At 63.7% G+C, this 16,460-nt stretch carries 17 protein-coding genes; 8 read left to right on the top strand and 9 right to left on the bottom strand.

The window, feature by feature from the left end; translation table 11 throughout:
- Position 1: 1 nt before the first annotated feature.
- Positions 2-415 (top strand): GtrA family protein, encoded by a 414-nt coding sequence (locus ACWNC0_RS21165; RefSeq protein ID WP_449474418.1) that lies wholly within the window; start codon positions 2-4, stop codon positions 413-415.
- Positions 393-2,222 carry a hypothetical protein gene (locus ACWNC0_RS21170; protein ID WP_449474419.1) on the top strand — a complete coding sequence of 610 codons (1,830 nt, stop codon included), beginning with the start codon at positions 393-395 and terminating at the stop codon, positions 2,220-2,222. The genes ACWNC0_RS21165 and ACWNC0_RS21170 overlap by 23 nt, the downstream gene beginning before the upstream one ends.
- Here ACWNC0_RS21170 and msrB read toward each other — a convergent pair.
- The 3 genes from msrB to ACWNC0_RS21185 are packed head-to-tail and all read right to left on the bottom strand — an operon-like array spanning position 2,203 to position 4,844.
- Positions 2,203-2,679, bottom strand: a complete 477-nt coding sequence (gene msrB, locus ACWNC0_RS21175) for a peptide-methionine (R)-S-oxide reductase MsrB (RefSeq protein WP_449474420.1) — start codon at positions 2,677-2,679, stop codon at positions 2,203-2,205. The two genes, ACWNC0_RS21170 and msrB, sit on opposite strands and share 20 nt — an antisense overlap.
- A 9-nt stretch (positions 2,680-2,688) precedes the next feature.
- Positions 2,689-3,885 (bottom strand): ABC transporter permease, encoded by a 1,197-nt coding sequence (locus tag ACWNC0_RS21180; protein ID WP_449474421.1) that lies wholly within the window; start codon positions 3,883-3,885, stop codon positions 2,689-2,691.
- Positions 3,882-4,844 carry an ABC transporter ATP-binding protein gene (locus ACWNC0_RS21185; RefSeq protein ID WP_449474422.1) on the bottom strand — a complete coding sequence of 321 codons (963 nt, stop codon included), beginning with the start codon at positions 4,842-4,844 and terminating at the stop codon, positions 3,882-3,884. The genes ACWNC0_RS21180 and ACWNC0_RS21185 overlap by 4 nt, the downstream gene beginning before the upstream one ends.
- 22 nt (positions 4,845-4,866) lie before the next feature.
- On the opposite strand from ACWNC0_RS21185, the gene queG reads away from it, so the two are divergent.
- Positions 4,867-5,916: a tRNA epoxyqueuosine(34) reductase QueG gene (gene queG, locus ACWNC0_RS21190; RefSeq protein WP_449474423.1), complete on the top strand. Its 1,050-nt coding sequence runs from the start codon at positions 4,867-4,869 to the stop codon at positions 5,914-5,916.
- Position 5,917: 1 nt separating this feature from the next.
- On the opposite strand, the gene ACWNC0_RS21195 is transcribed toward queG, so the two are convergent.
- On the bottom strand, positions 5,918-6,286 hold the full coding sequence (locus ACWNC0_RS21195) for a hypothetical protein (protein WP_449474424.1): 369 nt from the start codon (positions 6,284-6,286) through the stop codon (positions 5,918-5,920).
- Complete coding sequence (locus ACWNC0_RS21200) at positions 6,283-6,951, bottom strand: EI24 domain-containing protein (protein WP_449474425.1); 669 nt, start codon at positions 6,949-6,951, stop codon at positions 6,283-6,285. Before ACWNC0_RS21200 ends, ACWNC0_RS21195 begins: the two co-directional genes overlap by 4 nt.
- A gap of 109 nt (positions 6,952-7,060) precedes the next feature.
- Here ACWNC0_RS21200 and ACWNC0_RS21205 point away from each other — a divergent pair, with 109 nt between their 5' ends.
- Complete coding sequence (locus tag ACWNC0_RS21205; RefSeq protein ID WP_449474426.1) at positions 7,061-8,065, top strand: adenosine kinase; 1,005 nt, start codon at positions 7,061-7,063, stop codon at positions 8,063-8,065.
- Positions 8,066-8,126: 61 nt separating this feature from the next.
- Here the strand turns inward: ACWNC0_RS21205 and ACWNC0_RS21210 are convergent, their stop codons facing one another.
- From ACWNC0_RS21210 to tsaD, 3 genes are read right to left on the bottom strand one after another with little or no spacing between them, the layout of a single operon-like run.
- Positions 8,127-9,650, bottom strand: coding sequence for a lipopolysaccharide biosynthesis protein (locus ACWNC0_RS21210; protein WP_449474427.1), 1,524 nt, complete (start codon positions 9,648-9,650; stop codon positions 8,127-8,129).
- Positions 9,651-9,698: 48 nt separating this feature from the next.
- Positions 9,699-10,670 (bottom strand): NAD(P)H-dependent glycerol-3-phosphate dehydrogenase, encoded by a 972-nt coding sequence (locus tag ACWNC0_RS21215; RefSeq protein ID WP_449474428.1) that lies wholly within the window; start codon positions 10,668-10,670, stop codon positions 9,699-9,701.
- Positions 10,667-11,701 carry a tRNA (adenosine(37)-N6)-threonylcarbamoyltransferase complex transferase subunit TsaD gene (gene tsaD / locus ACWNC0_RS21220; protein ID WP_449474429.1) on the bottom strand — a complete coding sequence of 345 codons (1,035 nt, stop codon included), beginning with the start codon at positions 11,699-11,701 and terminating at the stop codon, positions 10,667-10,669. Before tsaD ends, ACWNC0_RS21215 begins: the two co-directional genes overlap by 4 nt.
- Before the next feature lie 44 nt (positions 11,702-11,745).
- Here tsaD and hemC point away from each other — a divergent pair, with 44 nt between their 5' ends.
- From hemC to ACWNC0_RS21240, 4 genes are all read left to right on the top strand, one after another.
- On the top strand, positions 11,746-12,684 hold the full coding sequence (gene hemC, locus ACWNC0_RS21225; RefSeq protein WP_449474430.1) for a hydroxymethylbilane synthase: 939 nt from the start codon (positions 11,746-11,748) through the stop codon (positions 12,682-12,684).
- Positions 12,681-13,349, top strand: a complete 669-nt coding sequence (locus ACWNC0_RS21230; RefSeq protein WP_449474431.1) for a uroporphyrinogen-III synthase — start codon at positions 12,681-12,683, stop codon at positions 13,347-13,349. The genes hemC and ACWNC0_RS21230 overlap by 4 nt, the downstream gene beginning before the upstream one ends.
- A 10-nt stretch (positions 13,350-13,359) precedes the next feature.
- Positions 13,360-14,247, top strand: a complete 888-nt coding sequence (locus tag ACWNC0_RS21235) for a hypothetical protein (protein WP_449474432.1) — start codon at positions 13,360-13,362, stop codon at positions 14,245-14,247.
- Positions 14,248-14,362: 115 nt separating this feature from the next.
- A complete protein-coding gene (locus tag ACWNC0_RS21240; protein ID WP_449474433.1) occupies positions 14,363-15,112 on the top strand; it encodes an esterase/lipase family protein in 750 nt (249 codons plus the stop codon).
- A 22-nt stretch (positions 15,113-15,134) separates the two neighbouring features.
- Here the strand turns inward: ACWNC0_RS21240 and gltX are convergent, their stop codons facing one another.
- Positions 15,135-16,460, bottom strand: a complete 1,326-nt coding sequence (gltX, locus tag ACWNC0_RS21245) for a glutamate--tRNA ligase (protein WP_449474434.1) — start codon at positions 16,458-16,460, stop codon at positions 15,135-15,137.

Here is a 16,460-nt window from a genome sequence, read left to right on the forward strand (position 1 = left end):
CATGGCATTGATGAACCTTGGCCATCTGAGCAGCGCCCTCACCGTCCGCTTCACCTTAGTCCGCTATTTGCTGGCGAGCCTTTGCGCGCTTTGCGGCGACATGCTGCTGTTCCTGACGCTGCTGCGGTTCGATGTGCCGCCTACGATGGCGGGAGCCATCGGCTATGCATCGGGCCTGCTGTTGCACTGGTTGATCAGCGTTCGTTTCGTTTTTCCTTCGGCTGTCGGCCCGACGAACCGGCAGCGTCTGGGCTTTGCCGTCAGCGCGGTGGTGGGCATCGCCGTGACATCCGGCCTTATCAGTGTTCTGGGAGCCGCCGGAATGGCCCCGGCGCTTGCGAAGCTGTTCGCCATCCCCGCCAGCTTTCTATCTGTATATGCGATCCGGAAGTATGGCGTCTTCGCCGCTCGCTAAGATCCGCACGGGATTTACCCGCGACATTGGGGGGACAACCACCCCTAGTGCCCGCTGGCTCATCCTTGCCTGGATTTGCTGTTCCATCGTTCTGTTGTGGCTGGCCCGCGACCAGCTAGACATTTTGGGCTTTCGTGATCCGGACGACGCAATGCGCCTTCAGCAGGTGCGCGACTGGCTCGGCGGCCAGGCCTTTCTGGATGTCAGTCAGCATCGGGTGAACCCGCCCTTTGGCGGACCCATGCATTGGTCGCGGATCGTCGATATGCCGATCGCGGCGATAATCCTGCTGCTGCGACCGGTGCTGGGCAGCCACCTGGCCGAAGTGATCGCCTGCTCGATGGTTCCACTGCTGTTGCTGGGTGCGTTGGCATGGGCGCTGCATGTTGCCGGCGTTCGCATTGCCGACAAGCCGGCGGCGATGCTGGCGCCGGTGCTGTTGCTGACGACGCCGACCATCCTTGTGCAGTTCGGGCCGCTGCGAATCGATCACCATGGCTGGCAGATCCTGATGGCGACGATCGCTCTTGCCGGTGCCATGGATACGCGGCCTGCACGCGGCGGCGTGGTCGCAGGCACGGCCATGGCCGTGTGGCTACAGATTTCGAGCGAAGGACTGCCCTATGCCGCCCTGTTCGGGGCTGTATTGGCGTTGCGGCAGTGGCGAGATCGAGATGAGACGCCCCGCTTTGTAGCCTATGCGCTGACCTTGGGCAGCGCCGCGCTGCTGCTGCTGGCTGTCCTGCGCGGCATGGCGCCGCTGGCGCACGCGCAATGCGATGCTCTTTCAGCGGCCTATATCTGGCCATTGATCGCCTTCGCGATCGTAACGCCGATTGTCTTCCGCATCGCCGCCCCCGTTTCCGCGACTGGGCGGTTCGCCGCCGCCGGAACAGGCGCATTGGCCGCCACCGCGCTGTTCATCATCACCGGCAAGTCTTGCCTGACCGGCGATCCTTTCCAGTCGCTGGGACCCGTCGCCTATAAACTCTGGTATTTGCATGTCATGGAAGGCCGCCCGATCTGGGAACAGGGCCGTTCGATGATGGGGCTCATCCTGCTGCCCCCACTCGCGGGACTGGCCGGGTCGATCATGGCGGCGCGAATAGCCGATACGGCCAAGGCGCGTGATCGCTGGCTGGCTGTGGCGCTTCTTCTGACCGGGGCGACGCTGGTCGCTATGCTGGTGATGCGGGCGATGTCGGTCGCCCATGTACTGGCGCTGCCGGGGGTGGCCTGGTTGATGCTGCGGCTCTTCCGGCGGGCGCAGCAGAAAACCGCGACGATCCCGAGGGTGTTCGCGTCCTCGGCGGTCGCCTTGCTCACACCAGCGGCCTTGTGCGCGCTCTGGATCGCAGCGACGGCGGGCGCGGAGAAAGAGGAGAAATCGCCCACGCCTGCAGGCGAATGCCGGACTGCCGCGGCGTTGAGCCCATTGCGGCAGTTGCCCAGATCGACGCTGTTTGCGCCCCTGGATATAGGTCCCGACATTTTGATCCGCACCCCCCACGACGTCATCGGCACGGCGCATCACCGGAATGCGGCCGGGATCACGGCGGTGGTCGAGGGCTTTACCGCGCCGCCAGCTAAGGCGCAGGCTATTCTGAAGGCTTTGAATAGTGGCAAGGGACCAGACTATCTAGTGACCTGTCCCAGCCTAAATGAGTTCAGACATTATGCTCAGGAGCATCCGGGCAGTCTGGCAATGATTTTGGACAAGGGTGGACATCCCGACTGGTTGAAGCCGGTCAGGCTTCAGGGGATGACGTCCTTGCGTGTCTACAGGATCATGCCGCCGAAAAACTGAGCGCCACGCCGTTCATACAATAACGTTTCCCGGTGGGCGGCGGTCCATCATCGAAAACATGGCCCAGGTGGCCGCCACATCTGGCGCAATGAACCTCGATCCTTGGATAAAGCAAGGACATGTCTCGCGATGTGCCCGTGGCACGGGGCAAGGGCGCCCAGAAGCTAGGCCAGCCTGTGCCGCTGTCGAATTTGGTCTTTGAACTGAACAGTGCCTGGTCGCAACCTGCGCATTTGAAGGTGCCCGCGCGATGTTCCTTGTTCAACGGACTGGTGAAGGGATGTTCGGTGGCCTGCTTGCGCAGCACATTATAGGCAAGCGGGCTGAGGCGCTTGCGCCATTCAGCATCGGTCAGGGTAAAGGGATAAGCGGCGGCAGCCTCTTCCATGCCCAATCGCCAGAAGGCGAGAGCGGCTACCGCACAGGCGCCACTTTTGAGAAGATCCCGCCGTGTCATCCCGTCTACCTAACCAACCGAGGCTGAGCGCCGCCTGAACCATTTCCGGCTGCTGCCATGGCCTGATTTCAGCACATGCCTACGGAACAGCCAAACGCCCAGACGGATGATTGCGGCGACCCAAATGGCCTGCCAGACGATCGCAAGAATATGGGGCCATAGCGCTGCGTCCTGAGCCGCCCGCGCGATCATGGCGAATGGCGAGGAAAAGGGGAAGATGATCGCGCCAATCTCTGGAGCGGAGCCCATATGATCAACCGCATAGGTCGCGAAAAAGAAGACGCCCATCTGCGCCATGGTGACCGGCATGTTGAGGGTCTGCACCTCCCGCACGGTTGCGGCCTGCGCGCCGATGCCCAGGAATAACGAGCCCAGCAGGGCGTAAGCCATGGTGAAATAGACGCCGCCAAGCAGCAGGAACATGGGCCATCCAACCGCAGGAGTAGGCGGCGCGATGTCCGGCCCCGCGAAAATCCGGACGCCCAGCACGACCCCCGCCCCCCAGAAGCCGATGCCGACGAAGCTCATCCCCAGCATGGCGATAAGCTTGCCCAGGAAAACGGAGTCGATCGGGACGGCAGCGGCGAGGATTTCGATCACCTTGTTGGTTTTTTCCTCCACAAGGTTGGAAAGAACCATGCCCGCGAGGAGCATGGTGAGCAGGAATATCAGGACTTGCGCGGCCCGGCCCGTCAACAGTCGCGATTGCGCTTCCGCGCCCGCGCTGGCTGTAACAAGCTGCTTCTCGATCCGGACGTGGGGTAGCTGTTCGCCAGCGACGGCCGCGCTTGCGAGCAGGCTGATATCGCCTTCCAGCATGGCGAGATCGTCGGCTTTGCCGGTGAGCACAGGATGGGTGATCGTGCCCGACACGATGGCAATGAAGCGGGCGTCGGGCCGCATAAGCAAGGCGCGCGGCGCTCCCTTGGGCGCGCGTTGCAGGCGAGGGAGGTTGTCCGCCCCCAATCGGGCGGCCAGAACGTCATGGGCACGTTCCATGCGCACCGCATCCTCCTTCGCCATGGCGATGCCGACGGTGGGGCGCAGGCTTTCGGTCGTGATCTTTTCACCCAGGCCGCCAAACGCCATGCCGATCACGACCGGGAACAAGGGGCCGAGCAAGAACAGGATGAAGGTCTTTGAGAAGATCACGGCGGAAAAATCGCGGCGGGCGATGACCAGAGCCGCGCGCAGAACTTCGCTCATCCCGCGGGCTCCTCTTCCGCATCCTGCATCTGCTGGGCCGCGGCGGCACCCGCGATGGAGACGAACGCGTCATGCAGGCCGGGCCGTTCGATCGAGAGACTTTCGATACCTGCCTGCCCGTCGAGCAAAGCCCGGAGCAGCGGCTCGATCCCCTCATCCGGCAGATCAAAATGCCATGCGCCATCGGCCGCCAGCGTTTCAGCAGGCAAGGCACGGCGCCAGCTGCCATCGCTCGCGCGGGTCCGCAGGCGAACCTGCGGGCGCAGCTTGTCGCGCGCCTCACCCACCGATCCTTCGAACCTGATGCGCCCGCCCGCGACGATGGCGATGCGTTCACAGAGGCGTTCGGCATGCGCGATGACGTGGGTGGAAAAGAGGATGGTGACGCCCCGCCGCGCCTGATCGCGGATCAATAGCTCCAACTTGCCCTGGTTGATCGCGTCGAGCCCGGAGAAAGGTTCGTCGAGAACTATCAGCCGAGGCTCGTGGACGATCGTGCCGAATAGCTGAACGGTCTGCGCCATGCCCTTGGACAGTTGACGGATCGGCTTGTCGATCGAACTGCCCATGCCATGTTCGGCCAGCATCTCGCGTGCGCGCTGACGCCCTGTTTTTAGCGGCAGCCCGCGCAAAGCACCCATGAACGCGATCGCTTCCGCCGCCTTCATCGAGGGATAGAGGCCCCGTTCCTCGGGCAGATAGCCGATGGCCCGCGCCTGACGCAGCGGGACATCATCCCCTAGCAGTCGGCGAGAGCCCTCGTCGGGATCGATGATGCCGAGCAGCGTGCGGAGCAAGGTCGTCTTGCCCGCTCCGTTAGGCCCGAGAATGCCGTAAATGGAGCCCGTGGGAACGGCGAGGTCGATGCCATCGACTGCCCGGAATTTGCCGAATGTCTTGACAAGAGCATGGCCTTCGACGGCATAGGCCGAAGGGGGAGCCGGATTGTTACGGATCATCCACTCCTGATAGTCGCACAGCATGCCAACGCAAACCGAAACCTTGGAACAGCGCCTGAAGGCGCAAGCGCAGCGGCTGGGGTTTGCCGCATGCGCCATCGCGCGCGCGGACGCCGCGCCCGAGGCCGGGCGGCGCTTACGCAAATGGCTGGACGATGGCTGTCATGGCGAGATGCTGTGGATGGAGGAGCGCGCGGAGCAGCGCGGCTCACCCAGCGCGCTGTGGCCCGACGTACGCAGCGTCATCATGCTGGGGATGAGCTATGCTCCGGGCCGCGATCCGCTGACGCTGGCAGAGGAGGGCGATCGTGGACGCATTTCCGTGTACGCTCAGGGGCGCGACTATCATGACGTCGTGAAAAAGGGACTGAAGAGCCTCGCTCGCTGGCTGGTGGAGGAGCAGGCGAGCGCCCTTAAGGTATTTGTGGACACCGCGCCGGTGATGGAAAAGCCTCTGGCGGTGGCGGCGGGTTTGGGCTGGCAGGGGAAGCACAGCAATCTCGTCAGCCGCGCGCACGGCAGCTGGCTGTTCCTGGGCGCGATCTATAGCGAACTGGCCCTGGAACCCGACCTGCCCGAAGTGGATCATTGCGGCAGTTGCACGGCCTGCCAGTCGGCCTGCCCCACCGATGCTTTTCCTGCCCCCTATGTCGTGGATGCGCGGCGTTGCATCTCTTACCTTACGATCGAGCATAAGGGGCCGATCCCGCCCGAGTTTCGCGAGAAGATCGGCAATCGCATCTACGGCTGCGACGATTGTCTGGCGGTGTGTCCGTGGAACAAGTTCGCTGATGCGGCAGCGGCAAACCGGGCGTTTCTCGGACGGGCCGAACTGGCTGCGCCTGAACTTGGCGACCTGCTGGCTTTGGACGATGCGGGGTTTCGGGAGGTTTTCTCAGGGTCGCCGATCAAGCGGATCGGGCGCAGCCGGATGGTCCGCAACGCGGCCATAGCGGCGGGTAACAGTAGCGACCCTCGTCTTTTGGCGCGATTGCACCCATTGCTGATTGATGACGATCCCGTGGTGGCGGAAGCGGCGGCGTGGGCCGTGGAGCGGCTGTCCGCGCCCTGACCTATCGCCGAAGCGCTGAAGCGCAGGCGCCCGGATCTGTATCGGCCCCGGCGGGGGTGCGAGCATCGACATGGGTGACAACAGGCTCCTTGCCGCGAGCCGGTGCATAAAGATAGGCGTCCAGAACGCAGCGCCCGTTAGCGAACTGGAGCTTACGCATGGTGCTTTCCCGGATATCAAGCCGCGGCGTACCGAATTGCTGGACGAGGTGGCGCACGTCCATTCCCATGAGCGGACCCGATTTCATGAAGGCGCTGGCGGGCGGCCCGGCTGGAGACGGGCGCATCGGCGAAGGCGGCACAATCGACCCGCCGCAAGCTGCCAGTGGCAGCGCAAGCAAGACCGAGAGGATATGTTGGGGGGCTTTCATCGTGACTTGTTCCGGACGCCATGCAGCATGTGCACCGCCATAGCCGCGCTCCAAACGGGCGCAAGCAAGTTGATGAAGGGAATGAGGAACATAAGCGCCGAGACGAGGCCCATGAGCCACCGGCCGAGGCGAGGGATCGGCAAAAGCCCCGGATGCCGCTGTTCCACCATATCACTGAGATCGCGACCCAGCAGATAGGCGTTGAGCGCCAGGAAGAGCAGGACCGTGCCGACGCCGGTGACCAGAAGAAGGAGGAAGACCGGCAGCGCCAGCAAGTTCCAGCCAGCCGTGCGGGCGGCCGAAGCGAGGGCAAGCCGCAAGCTGGGCGTGAAGCCCAAGGGTCGCGCGGCGGCTGCGGCGGCGGGATAACTGTCCCGTTCGACCGCAGCCACGATGTCGTCGGCGAACAGGTTCATGACTGCCATGGCGATGGTCCGGAAGAGCAGCCATGCAAGCGCGACCAGGCTCATAGCCATTACGGCGGCTTCCGCTAGGCCACCACCACTCCAGCCGAAATATGCGCGCATTGCGTGGACTGCTGTCCAAAGACCCAATCCGGCCAGCGCGAAAATCAGCAGCGTCAACATGAGCGTCTTGGCCAACAGGCGCAGAGCAGCCCGATGGAAGATGACGGGAAAGGCACGAAGGGCGGCGGCGATCACCATTAGGCACGCTATTCCGCGCTCTGCACGCATGGTCAATCTGCAACGTTGCACGCAGCAGCGCGGCTCGATAGACACGGCGCGATTTTGAGCCTTTGAGTAAGGATATCGCGTGACCGCTGCTGCTGCTCCCTCGCTAGATGTTGTCGCGATCGGCAATGCCATTGTCGACGTGCTTGCTCCCAGCGATGACGCATTCCTTGCCGAACATGCGCTGACCAAGGGCGGCATGCAGCTGATCGACGCGGAGACGGCCGAGGCGCTCTATGCCGACATGGGAGCGGGTAAAGAGGTCAGCGGCGGATCAGCGGCGAACACGCTGGCTGGCCTCGCGGCACTGGGCAAGCGCTGCGCCTTCATCGGGCAAGTGCGTGACGACCAGCTGGGCGAGGTGTTCACCCATGATGTGCGCGCCCTCGGTATCCGCTATGACACGCCAGCAGTGGGGGGCGAGGTGCCCACCGCGCGCTGCCTGATCCTGGTGACGCCGGACGCTCAACGCACGATGAACACCTTTCTGGGCGCGTCGCAGTTTCTGCCGGAATCAGCGCTCGACCTCGACCTGATCCGTTCAGCCTCGATCCTCTATCTGGAAGGCTATCTGTGGGATCCTGAACAGCCGCGTGCTGCCATGCGGGCCGCCATCGACGCCGCGAAGGGGGCAGGCCGCAAGGTTGCCTTCACCTTGTCCGATGGCTTCGTCATTGAACGACATCGGGATGATTTCGTGCAACTCATCGATCAGGGGTTGATCGACATCCTCTTTTCCAACGAGCATGAAATTCAGTCGCTGGCGCAGATCGATGATTTTGACAAAGCGGTGGCGTCATTCGCTGGGCGTGTGCCGGTGCTGATCTCGACGCGCAGCGAAAAGGGCGCGATCGCTGTGGTGGACGGCGTTCGCTACGAGGTGCCTGCGGCGCCTGTTGCGCAGGTGATCGACACCACGGGTGCAGGCGACCTGTTCGCCGCAGGATTCCTTGCCGGTCATATCGAGGAACTGGACGTGCATCACTGCCTCGAACTGGGCGCAGCAGCCGCAGCCGAAGTGATTTCCCATTGGGGCGCGCGGCCCGAGCAGGATCTGAAGATGATCCGGGCGAAGCTGGGGCGGTAAGACCGCGGAACGCTCATCCGCATCGACCGGGAAGATCCAAGCCGCCTAAGCTCTATTTGGGTCAGGCGGCTTTCTGGCGCCGGAACAAGGCCCGGTCATCGGGGCCGAAGCCCCATCGCCAAATGACAAAGCCGTAGACCGCCAGGATCGTCCCAACACCGAAAACAAGTTCGATCCATTCCAGCGCGGGCGGCAGAGCGACGAAGGCGGCGCCCACGATGCAGGCGACGCCACATGCGCTAAGCAATGGCCAGCGCCAGGCATTTACCTTGGCCTTCAGCAGATGAGACAAAAGGCGCGCCTTCACCAGCGCGCCAACCCCCAGCGCAATGGTGAGCGCGAGAGCCGGTGCCGCTGCTATCGCCATCGGAGACAAATCAAATCGGCGCGCCAGCAATATGAGCCCGAAACTGAGCGCGGCCTGCAATCCGATCATGAACAGCGAAATCATCAGGTTGCGGTGGCGAGCGATATACACCAACGCGGATTCGCTGACCACGGCAGTGGCCGCGACGACCTCCGCCAGCAGGAGAAAGGCGAGCGCTCCGGTGCCGCCAACGAAATGCGGCCCGACTAGCCCCATCACCGCCTCACCGGGGATGCCCAGCGCAAGGGCGATACCGGCCTGTGCAGCGATGATCCAGAAGCCCACCTGACTGACCTGCCTCGCAATGGCGGCAAGATTACCCTCGGCAAGGTTGCGGGTAATGACCGGCCCCAGAATTGGATCGAAGCTGGTTTTCAGCTTTTGCGGCAATGAGGCGACCTGCTGCGCCACATAATAGACGCCGACAATCGCGGGACTGACGAACAGGCCCAGAATGGCGAGGTCAAGGCGACGCGATCCCCATTCCACGCCATCGGCGGCGGCGAGCGGCAAGTTACGGCGCGCGAGACGCCAAAGTCTGCCAAAGTCGGGGCGCCATCCATAAGGTATGCCATAGTGGCGGGTCATGGGGATGATAGAGGCGACGAACGCCGCAATCATGGAAACGACGTAGGAGAGGATCAGGCCATCGCGCGTCGAATAAAAGGCGAAGGCGAAAGCCCCGATGCTGATAGCCCAGGGCTCTATGATGGACCTGGCACGAACTGTTGCCCCTATGTCAAAACGATAAGCACAGGCGGCGAGTGCAACGTCTGACCCTGCAACGGCAATCACGATGAGCGCGAGCAAGCGGTCAAGGCCATTGATGCCGCTGTTGGGGAACATCGCTTGCGGGAAGGCAACCAATATGCAGCTGCCGAACGAGGCGGCGATCAGCGTCACAAGCATCGCGTCCGTGACGACATGGCTGTGCGGTCGCTCGGTTTGAGCCAGCGCGCCAGCCAGACCGCGCTTCAGCCCCAGCGTCGCCAGTTGCGCGATGAATTCAACGACAAGGACGGCATAGGCGAAACGGCCTAGCGCATCGGCACCATACCAGCGGCCAGCGATGAAAAGGAAAGGGAGGCGAGCAGCCAGGCGCAGAAGAAAGCCGAAGATATTCGTCCGGCCACCTCTGGCAAGCGCCGCGATGTCATCCTGTTGCGCGGAGGAAGCCTGCTCAGTCGGCAAAGAAAGTGGATCCCCCTGTCGCGTCATATTCTCTGTTGCCGAACGGTAAACAATAAATGATCGAAGGGCGACGGATTATTCGGGACGCAGCGGACGCGCGAGCAGCGCGTCGATGACTTTGCCCAGAGGGGCCGCATCTTCCAGCAGGGCACAGACGGCTTCGACCACCGGCATTTCGACAGAGGCCGCGCGTGCAGCCTCGCGCAGCACTGGCGCGGTAAAGGCGCCTTCGGCAACGGTGCGGCGATTGGCAAGCAATTCGGCAGCCGATCGGCCTTCGCCCAGCCCCTTGCCGAGCGAGAAATTACGCGAATTGGTCGAGGAGCAGGTGAGGACCAGGTCACCCAACCCTGAAAGGCCCGAGAGCGTTTCGGCGCGCGCGCCGCGCGCGAGGCCGAAACGCGTCATTTCGGCGAAGCCTCGGCTGATGAGCGATGCGCGAGCGTTCAGGCCGAGGCCCGCTCCGTCTGCAACGCCGCAAGCGATGGCGAGCACATTCTTGACGGCCCCGCCAATCTCCGCGCCTACGATGTCATCGGACAGATAGGGACGAAAGGCGGGGCGGGCGACACGCGCCGCAATACGCCCGGCAAGCTGGGCGTCATCGCAAGCCAAGGTGACGGCGGTGGGAAGCCCCCGCGCGACTTCATGGGCGAAGGTCGGACCTGACAAAACGCCGATCGGCGAACTGGGCTGAGCCTGCTTGGCGACTTCCGACATCAGCAGGCCGGAGCCAGCTTCGATCCCCTTCGAACACAGGATGAGCGGGATACCGGCAGGGAGTCCTGCCACGACAGCGCGCAGGTGCTGGGCCGGGCTGACGATCAACAGCAGTTCCCGGTCAGCCATGTCCGCCATGTCCCCCGTCGCCTGCACGGCTGGATTAAGGGGAATCCCGGGAAGATAAAGGGGATTGAGATGATCCTGATTGACGGCGCTGACGACGTCCGGTTCAAGCGCCCACAAACGAACATCCTCGCCTTGCGACGAAAGGGTTTGCGCAAGGGCCGTGCCCCAGGCGCCCGCTCCAATGACACCCGCCTTCATGCCTTCACTCCTGCCCCACGCGCTTTTTCCGCATCCGGATCCAGCGGCCAGCGCGGCCGGGCTGGAACGGTAAGATCATCGACGAGCCCGGCTGCATAGCGTTCAGCCCCGGCCCAGGCGATCATTGCGGCATTGTCCGTGCAAAGCCAAAGCGGTGGCGCGACAAAAGGAAGATCATACCGCGCGGCGAGTGCCTGAAGCGCCGCGCGGATCGACTGGTTGGCAGCAACGCCACCCGCGACGACCAGGGCGGTTATCCCGTCCAGCGCGGCAAGCTGCTTTTCAGTCCGATCGACGAGGCAATCAATCACTGCCTGCTGGAAGCTCGCAGCGATGTCTTCGGTCGAATATTGTCCCGATTGGACGGCGCGCATCACCGCGCTCTTGAGCCCGGCAAAGGAGAAATGCGGCTCGGCCGTTCCGACCAGCGGACGCGGCAGGGGAACGGCCTTAGGATTGCCGCTTGCCGCAGCCCGCTCGACCGCAGGACCTCCGGGGTAGCCGAGGCCAAGCAGCTTGGCGGTCTTATCGAACGCCTCGCCGCTGGCATCGTCAATCGTGGTGGCAAGGCGGGCATAGTCACCCGGTCCCCGGACATGGAGCAACTGGCAATGTCCGCCGGAAACCAGCAGCAGCAGATACGGGAATTGCAGCGACGGGTCGGCAAGCCTGGGCGACAGCGCATGGCCTTCGAGATGGTTGACGGCGACCAGCGGCTTGTTGACCGCATGGGCGAGCGCCTTGCCAGTCACCAGACCGACCATCACGCCGCCGATCAGTCCGGGGCCTGCGGTCGCGGCGATCACGTCAACCTGATCCAGGGTCAAATCTGCGTCGGCAAGTGCCGCTTCGATCAGGGGAGCCAATGCCTCGACATGGGCGCGGGCGGCTATCTCAGGCACAACGCCGCCATAGGGGCGGTGCGCCTCCTCCTGCGTGGCAAGACGGTGGGCGAGTATCTTCCCATCAGCCGTCACCAACGCTGCCGCAGTTTCGTCGCAGCTAGATTCCAGGCCGAGGATGATCGTCATTGCTGCTTCCATCTAATGGCCACGGATATTAGAGCAAGCGGCATATGACATTGCAATCTTTCACGCCTGATCGCCCGCTCCGTCTTGGCACGCGAGGTTCGCCCCTTGCGCTGGCGCAAGCGCGCATGACGGCCGAGGCGCTCTGCGCGCAGCATGGCTGGGCAGCGGACACGATCGAGACGGTGATCGTCCAGACGAGCGGCGACCGGATTCAGGACCGGGCGTTGGCGGAAATCGGCGGCAAGGCGCTGTGGACGAAGGAACTGGACCGGGCACTGGTGGAAGGTCAAATCGACTTTGCCGTCCACTCCATGAAGGATGTGGAGACTATCCGACCTGCCGAAATCACCATTGCGGCCATGCTGCCCCGCGCGGATGTCCGGGATCGGCTGGTCGGCGCGGAAAGCTTTACGGCCCTGCCCGAGAACCCGGTGGTGGGATCAAGTTCCCCCCGGCGGGCGGCGCAGGTCAAGCGGCTGCGGCCTGATGCGCAAGTCGTGCTGTTCAGAGGGAATGTCGCGACGCGGCTGGCGAAGCTTGCCGCCGGGGAGGTGCACGCGACATTGCTTGCGGCGGCGGGGCTCGACCGGCTGGGGCAGCCGGACGTCGGGACATGCATCCCGCTTGACGTCATGCTGCCAGCACCATCGCAGGGCGCAGTGGGCATTGAGACATTGAGCGACAATGCGCAAATGCAGGCGCTGCTGGCCGGGATCAACGATAGCGACACGTTTGATTGCGTGATGGCCGAACGAGCGGTCCTCAAAGGGCTGGGCGGGACGTGCCATTCGCCGATCGCGGCTCTGGGGCGGCTGGAGAATGGGAATATCCGTCTCGCAGCCGAGATATTGAGCGCTGACGGGCGCGAGCGGGTGGATGACATAAGGGTCATCGCACGCGGCGATCTCAGCGCGGCGGAGGCGCTGGGACGCTCCCTGCTCGACCGTGCCAGCGCGGAGCTGCGCGCTCTGTTCGAGGCGTGAGGCCGGTCATCATCCTGCGGCCCGAACCGGGCGCGAGCGAGACTGCCGCGCGGGCAAGGAAGCTGGGCCTCCTACCCCGCCTTTGCCCATTGTTCGAGGCACGGCCGATGGGCTGGGACGCACCTCCGCCTGAGCGGTTCGATGCGCTGTTGATGACCAGCGCGCAGGCTGCGCGGCTCGGCGGATCGCAGCTTGTCGGTTACCGGGCGCTACCCGCCTATGCGGTCGGGAGCGCGACCGCCCAGGCAATGGCAGAGCATGGCTTCGCGAATGTCGTCAGCGGCGATCAGGATGGCAGCGCCATCGCGGCCCGCATGGCGGCGGACGGACACCGGCGGGTGCTGCATCTGGGGGGCACGACACTCGCCCCGATAGAGGCGGGGCAGTTGAGTATCGAGCGGGTGGCCGTCTATACGATCGGCGCGCGGCCGCAGGCGCAGCTTGATCCTCAGCTGGAGCCGGGCGCGATATTGCTGGTTCATTCCCCGCGTGCGGGCGCCAACCTTGCAGAAATGATCGCCCCGGAGCGGCGGCGCGATTTCCATATCATCGCCATCAGCCCGGCGGCTCTTTCAGCCTGCGGACCCGGCTGGGCCAGCGGCGAAGCGCCCGACAGGCCCGATGACGAGAGGATGCTGGCTCTCGCGGCACGATTGTGCGAATGATCCCGCCAAGATGGAAGAAAGGTCCTCAATGAGCGAAGAAGGCGGCGCGACAAGCGTCACGGCGATTCCGCCGGTTCCTCCGCGCAAACGGAGTTCCTGGCCGATCTTCGCGGCCCTGCTGCTTGCCTTTGTGATCGGCGTTGCGCTTGCCATCGGCACGATGCTCTATTTTCAAGGCCGCTGGAATGATCGCGCGCAACCGTCGGTCGCCACCGCCGACCCCTATTTGCGCCCCGGCGTCGCGCTACGCCCACTGTCCGCAGACGCGGCGCAGATGCTGGACGGACGGGTAGTGCAGCTGGAAGATCGGCTCAATCGCATTACCGTAGAGGCTCAGGCAGCGTCCGGAAATGCAGCGCGCGCCGAGGGATTGCTGGTCGCCTTCGCAGCGCGCCGTGCGCTCGATAGCGGAATGCCTCTCGGCTATATCGAAGGGCAATTGAGGTTGCGCTTTGGCCAGGCGCAGCCGCGCGCCGTGGCGACGATCATCAATGCGGCGCGCGAGCCGGTCACGATTGCCGACCTGCGCGCCGGACTTTCCGGCGTCGCCGATCAATTGACGACGCCCGGGCCACAAACGAGCTGGTGGGAATCGGTGGAGCATGAGGCCCGCGAACTCGTCACCATCAGGCGGACGTCCACACCCTCTCCGCGCCCGGAGGCCGCGATGGAACGGGCGCTGCGTTATATCGATGCGGGACGGGTAGGTCCTGCTCTTGCAGAGGTGGAGAAAATGCCCGGCAGGGCGGCCGCCGACAGGTGGTTGCAGTTCGCCCGCCGCTATATCGAAGCACGACGGGCGCTCGACCTGATCGAGACCGCAGCCATATTGGAGCCGCGTCAGTTGCACGGCGTCAGTGGTGGGCCAGTCATCCAAACCTCTCCCCTCGCGCCCTGAAGAACCTGTCATAATCGACCAGCCGTTGAGACGGCCGCGCGAAACCATTGGACGCGCGGCGCATTTGTCATGAGAATGTCATCTTTCGCCTTCGGGCCTTGGAGACTGTTTTCTCGTGCCGCCTTATGTCGATTCGATCACCAGCTTCTGGAAGGGCCGCGTAGCGCAGCATCCTAGCGATGCAGTGCGGCCTTCCTTGCGGCATCTGCTGGGCAACGCTTCCATGCCGATCGATCTGGCGCGCAGCCGTGCTCGGGCCGGTGCCTTGTCGCGAGCTATAAAGGGCGATGGGCGCCACATCCTGCTGATCCCCGGCCTACTCGCTTCAGAGCAGCGGATGGAGATGATGCGCGCGATCCTTCAGGCTGCGGGATATAGCGCTCATAGCTGGGACATGGGACGCAATCTGGGTCCCCGGCCAGACACGCTCGAGCAAATCGACCGGCGAGTGGACAGGATTCGCAAGGAAACCGATGCACCAGTGACTCTGGTGGGCTGGAGTCTGGGAGGGCTGTTCGCACGAGAATATGCCAAGGTCGCGCAGGAGAAAGTTGCTGGCGTCATCACCATGGGCACGCCCTTTTCAGGCGATCCGCGTGCCAATCATGCTTGGCGGCTCTATCAGCTGGTGGCGGGTCATCCCGTCGATTGCCCGCCTTTTGCCTGCAATCGGGAGGTAAAGCCGCAGGTCCCCACCATTGCCCTCTGGTCGCGGCGCGACGGGGTTATTGTGCCGGAATGCGCAAAGGGCAGGCCCGGCGAGCGCGACAGGGCCATCGAGGTGGATTGCACCCATATGGGCTTTGCTGTCGCGCCCGAAGGCATATTGGCTGTGGGCAAGGCGCTGGAAGCCATACGCGCCTGATCTGCTCAGGGCGCTGCCCGACTCAACCCAGGCGGCGAAGCGCCTCCTCCCTGCCGATGAGCGGCAAGAGTTGAGCCATATCCGGGCCGTGATCCAAGCCGGTAAGGGCACGGCGTAGGGGCAGGAACAGCATTTTGCCCTTGCGGTCTGTACGCTCCTTGAGCGCGCCGGTGAGCGCAGGCCAAATGTCCGCGTTGAAGTCCAACTCCAGCAGCATTTCCCGAGCAGTTGCGAGGAAGGTGCGATCATCGTCGTGGGGCGCAGGCGCTTCGACGGGGCCAGTCACGATGCGCCACCAATCGGCGGCTTGCCCCACATTTTCGAGGTTCGGCCGGATGGCGTTCCAGCCTGCCTCATTCATCCCGGCAGGCAGGCGGCCGGACACGGCGTCATAGGGTAGAAGATGGACGATCTTCTGGTTAAGTGCGGCAAGTTCCGCTTCATCGAAGCGGGCGGGCGCTCGTCCGAAATGGGCGAAGTCGAAGCTTTCGACCAGCGGCTCGACATTCGCGAATGGCTCTACCGGCATCGATGTGCCGAGGCGGGCGAGTAGCGCCAAGACAGCCATAGGCTCCAGCCCGATCTCGCGGAAATGGGCGACGCCTAGCGAGCCCAAGCGCTTGGAGAGCTTGCCTTCGCTACCCGTCAGCAATGCCTCATGCGCGAAGAAGGGGAGCCCGGCCCCTAAAGCGGCGAACATCTGGATTTGCGTCGCCGTGTTGGAGACATGATCTTCGCCGCGCAGCACATGGGTTACCCCCATGTCCACATCGTCGATCACGGAGGGGAGCATGTAGAGCCAGCTGCCATCGGCGCGGCGGATCACCGGGTCGGACAACAGCTTGGGGTCAAAGCGCTGCTCGCCACGGATAAGGTCGGTCCAGACGATCGGCTGATCATGATCGAGCTTGAAGCGCCAATGGGGTGTGCGGCCTTCGGCTTCATAGGCGGCGATCTGATCGGCGGTCAGCGACAGGGCGGCGCGGTCATAGACTGGCGGAAGTCCCCGGCCGAGCAGCACCTTTCGGCGCAGCTCCAGTTCTTGGCTCGTTTCATAGGCCGGATAGACATGGCCCGACGCCTTCAATTGCTCGAACCGGCTTTCATACAGGGCGAAGCGATCCGACTGCTTTTCCTCGCCATCCCAGTTCAGGCCGAGCCAGGACAGGTCCGCCCGGATCGCGTCGGCATATTCCTCGCGGGAGCGCTCAAGGTCCGTATCGTCAAGGCGCAGGAGGAACTTGCCCCCGCTTTTGCGTGCCCAAAGCCAGTTATGCAGCGCGGCGCGGATATTGCCGACATGAAGGTTGCCGGTCGGCGACGGCGCAAAGCGGGTGATGACGGTCAT

The sequence above is a fragment of the Sphingobium chungangianum genome (assembly GCF_977014255.1).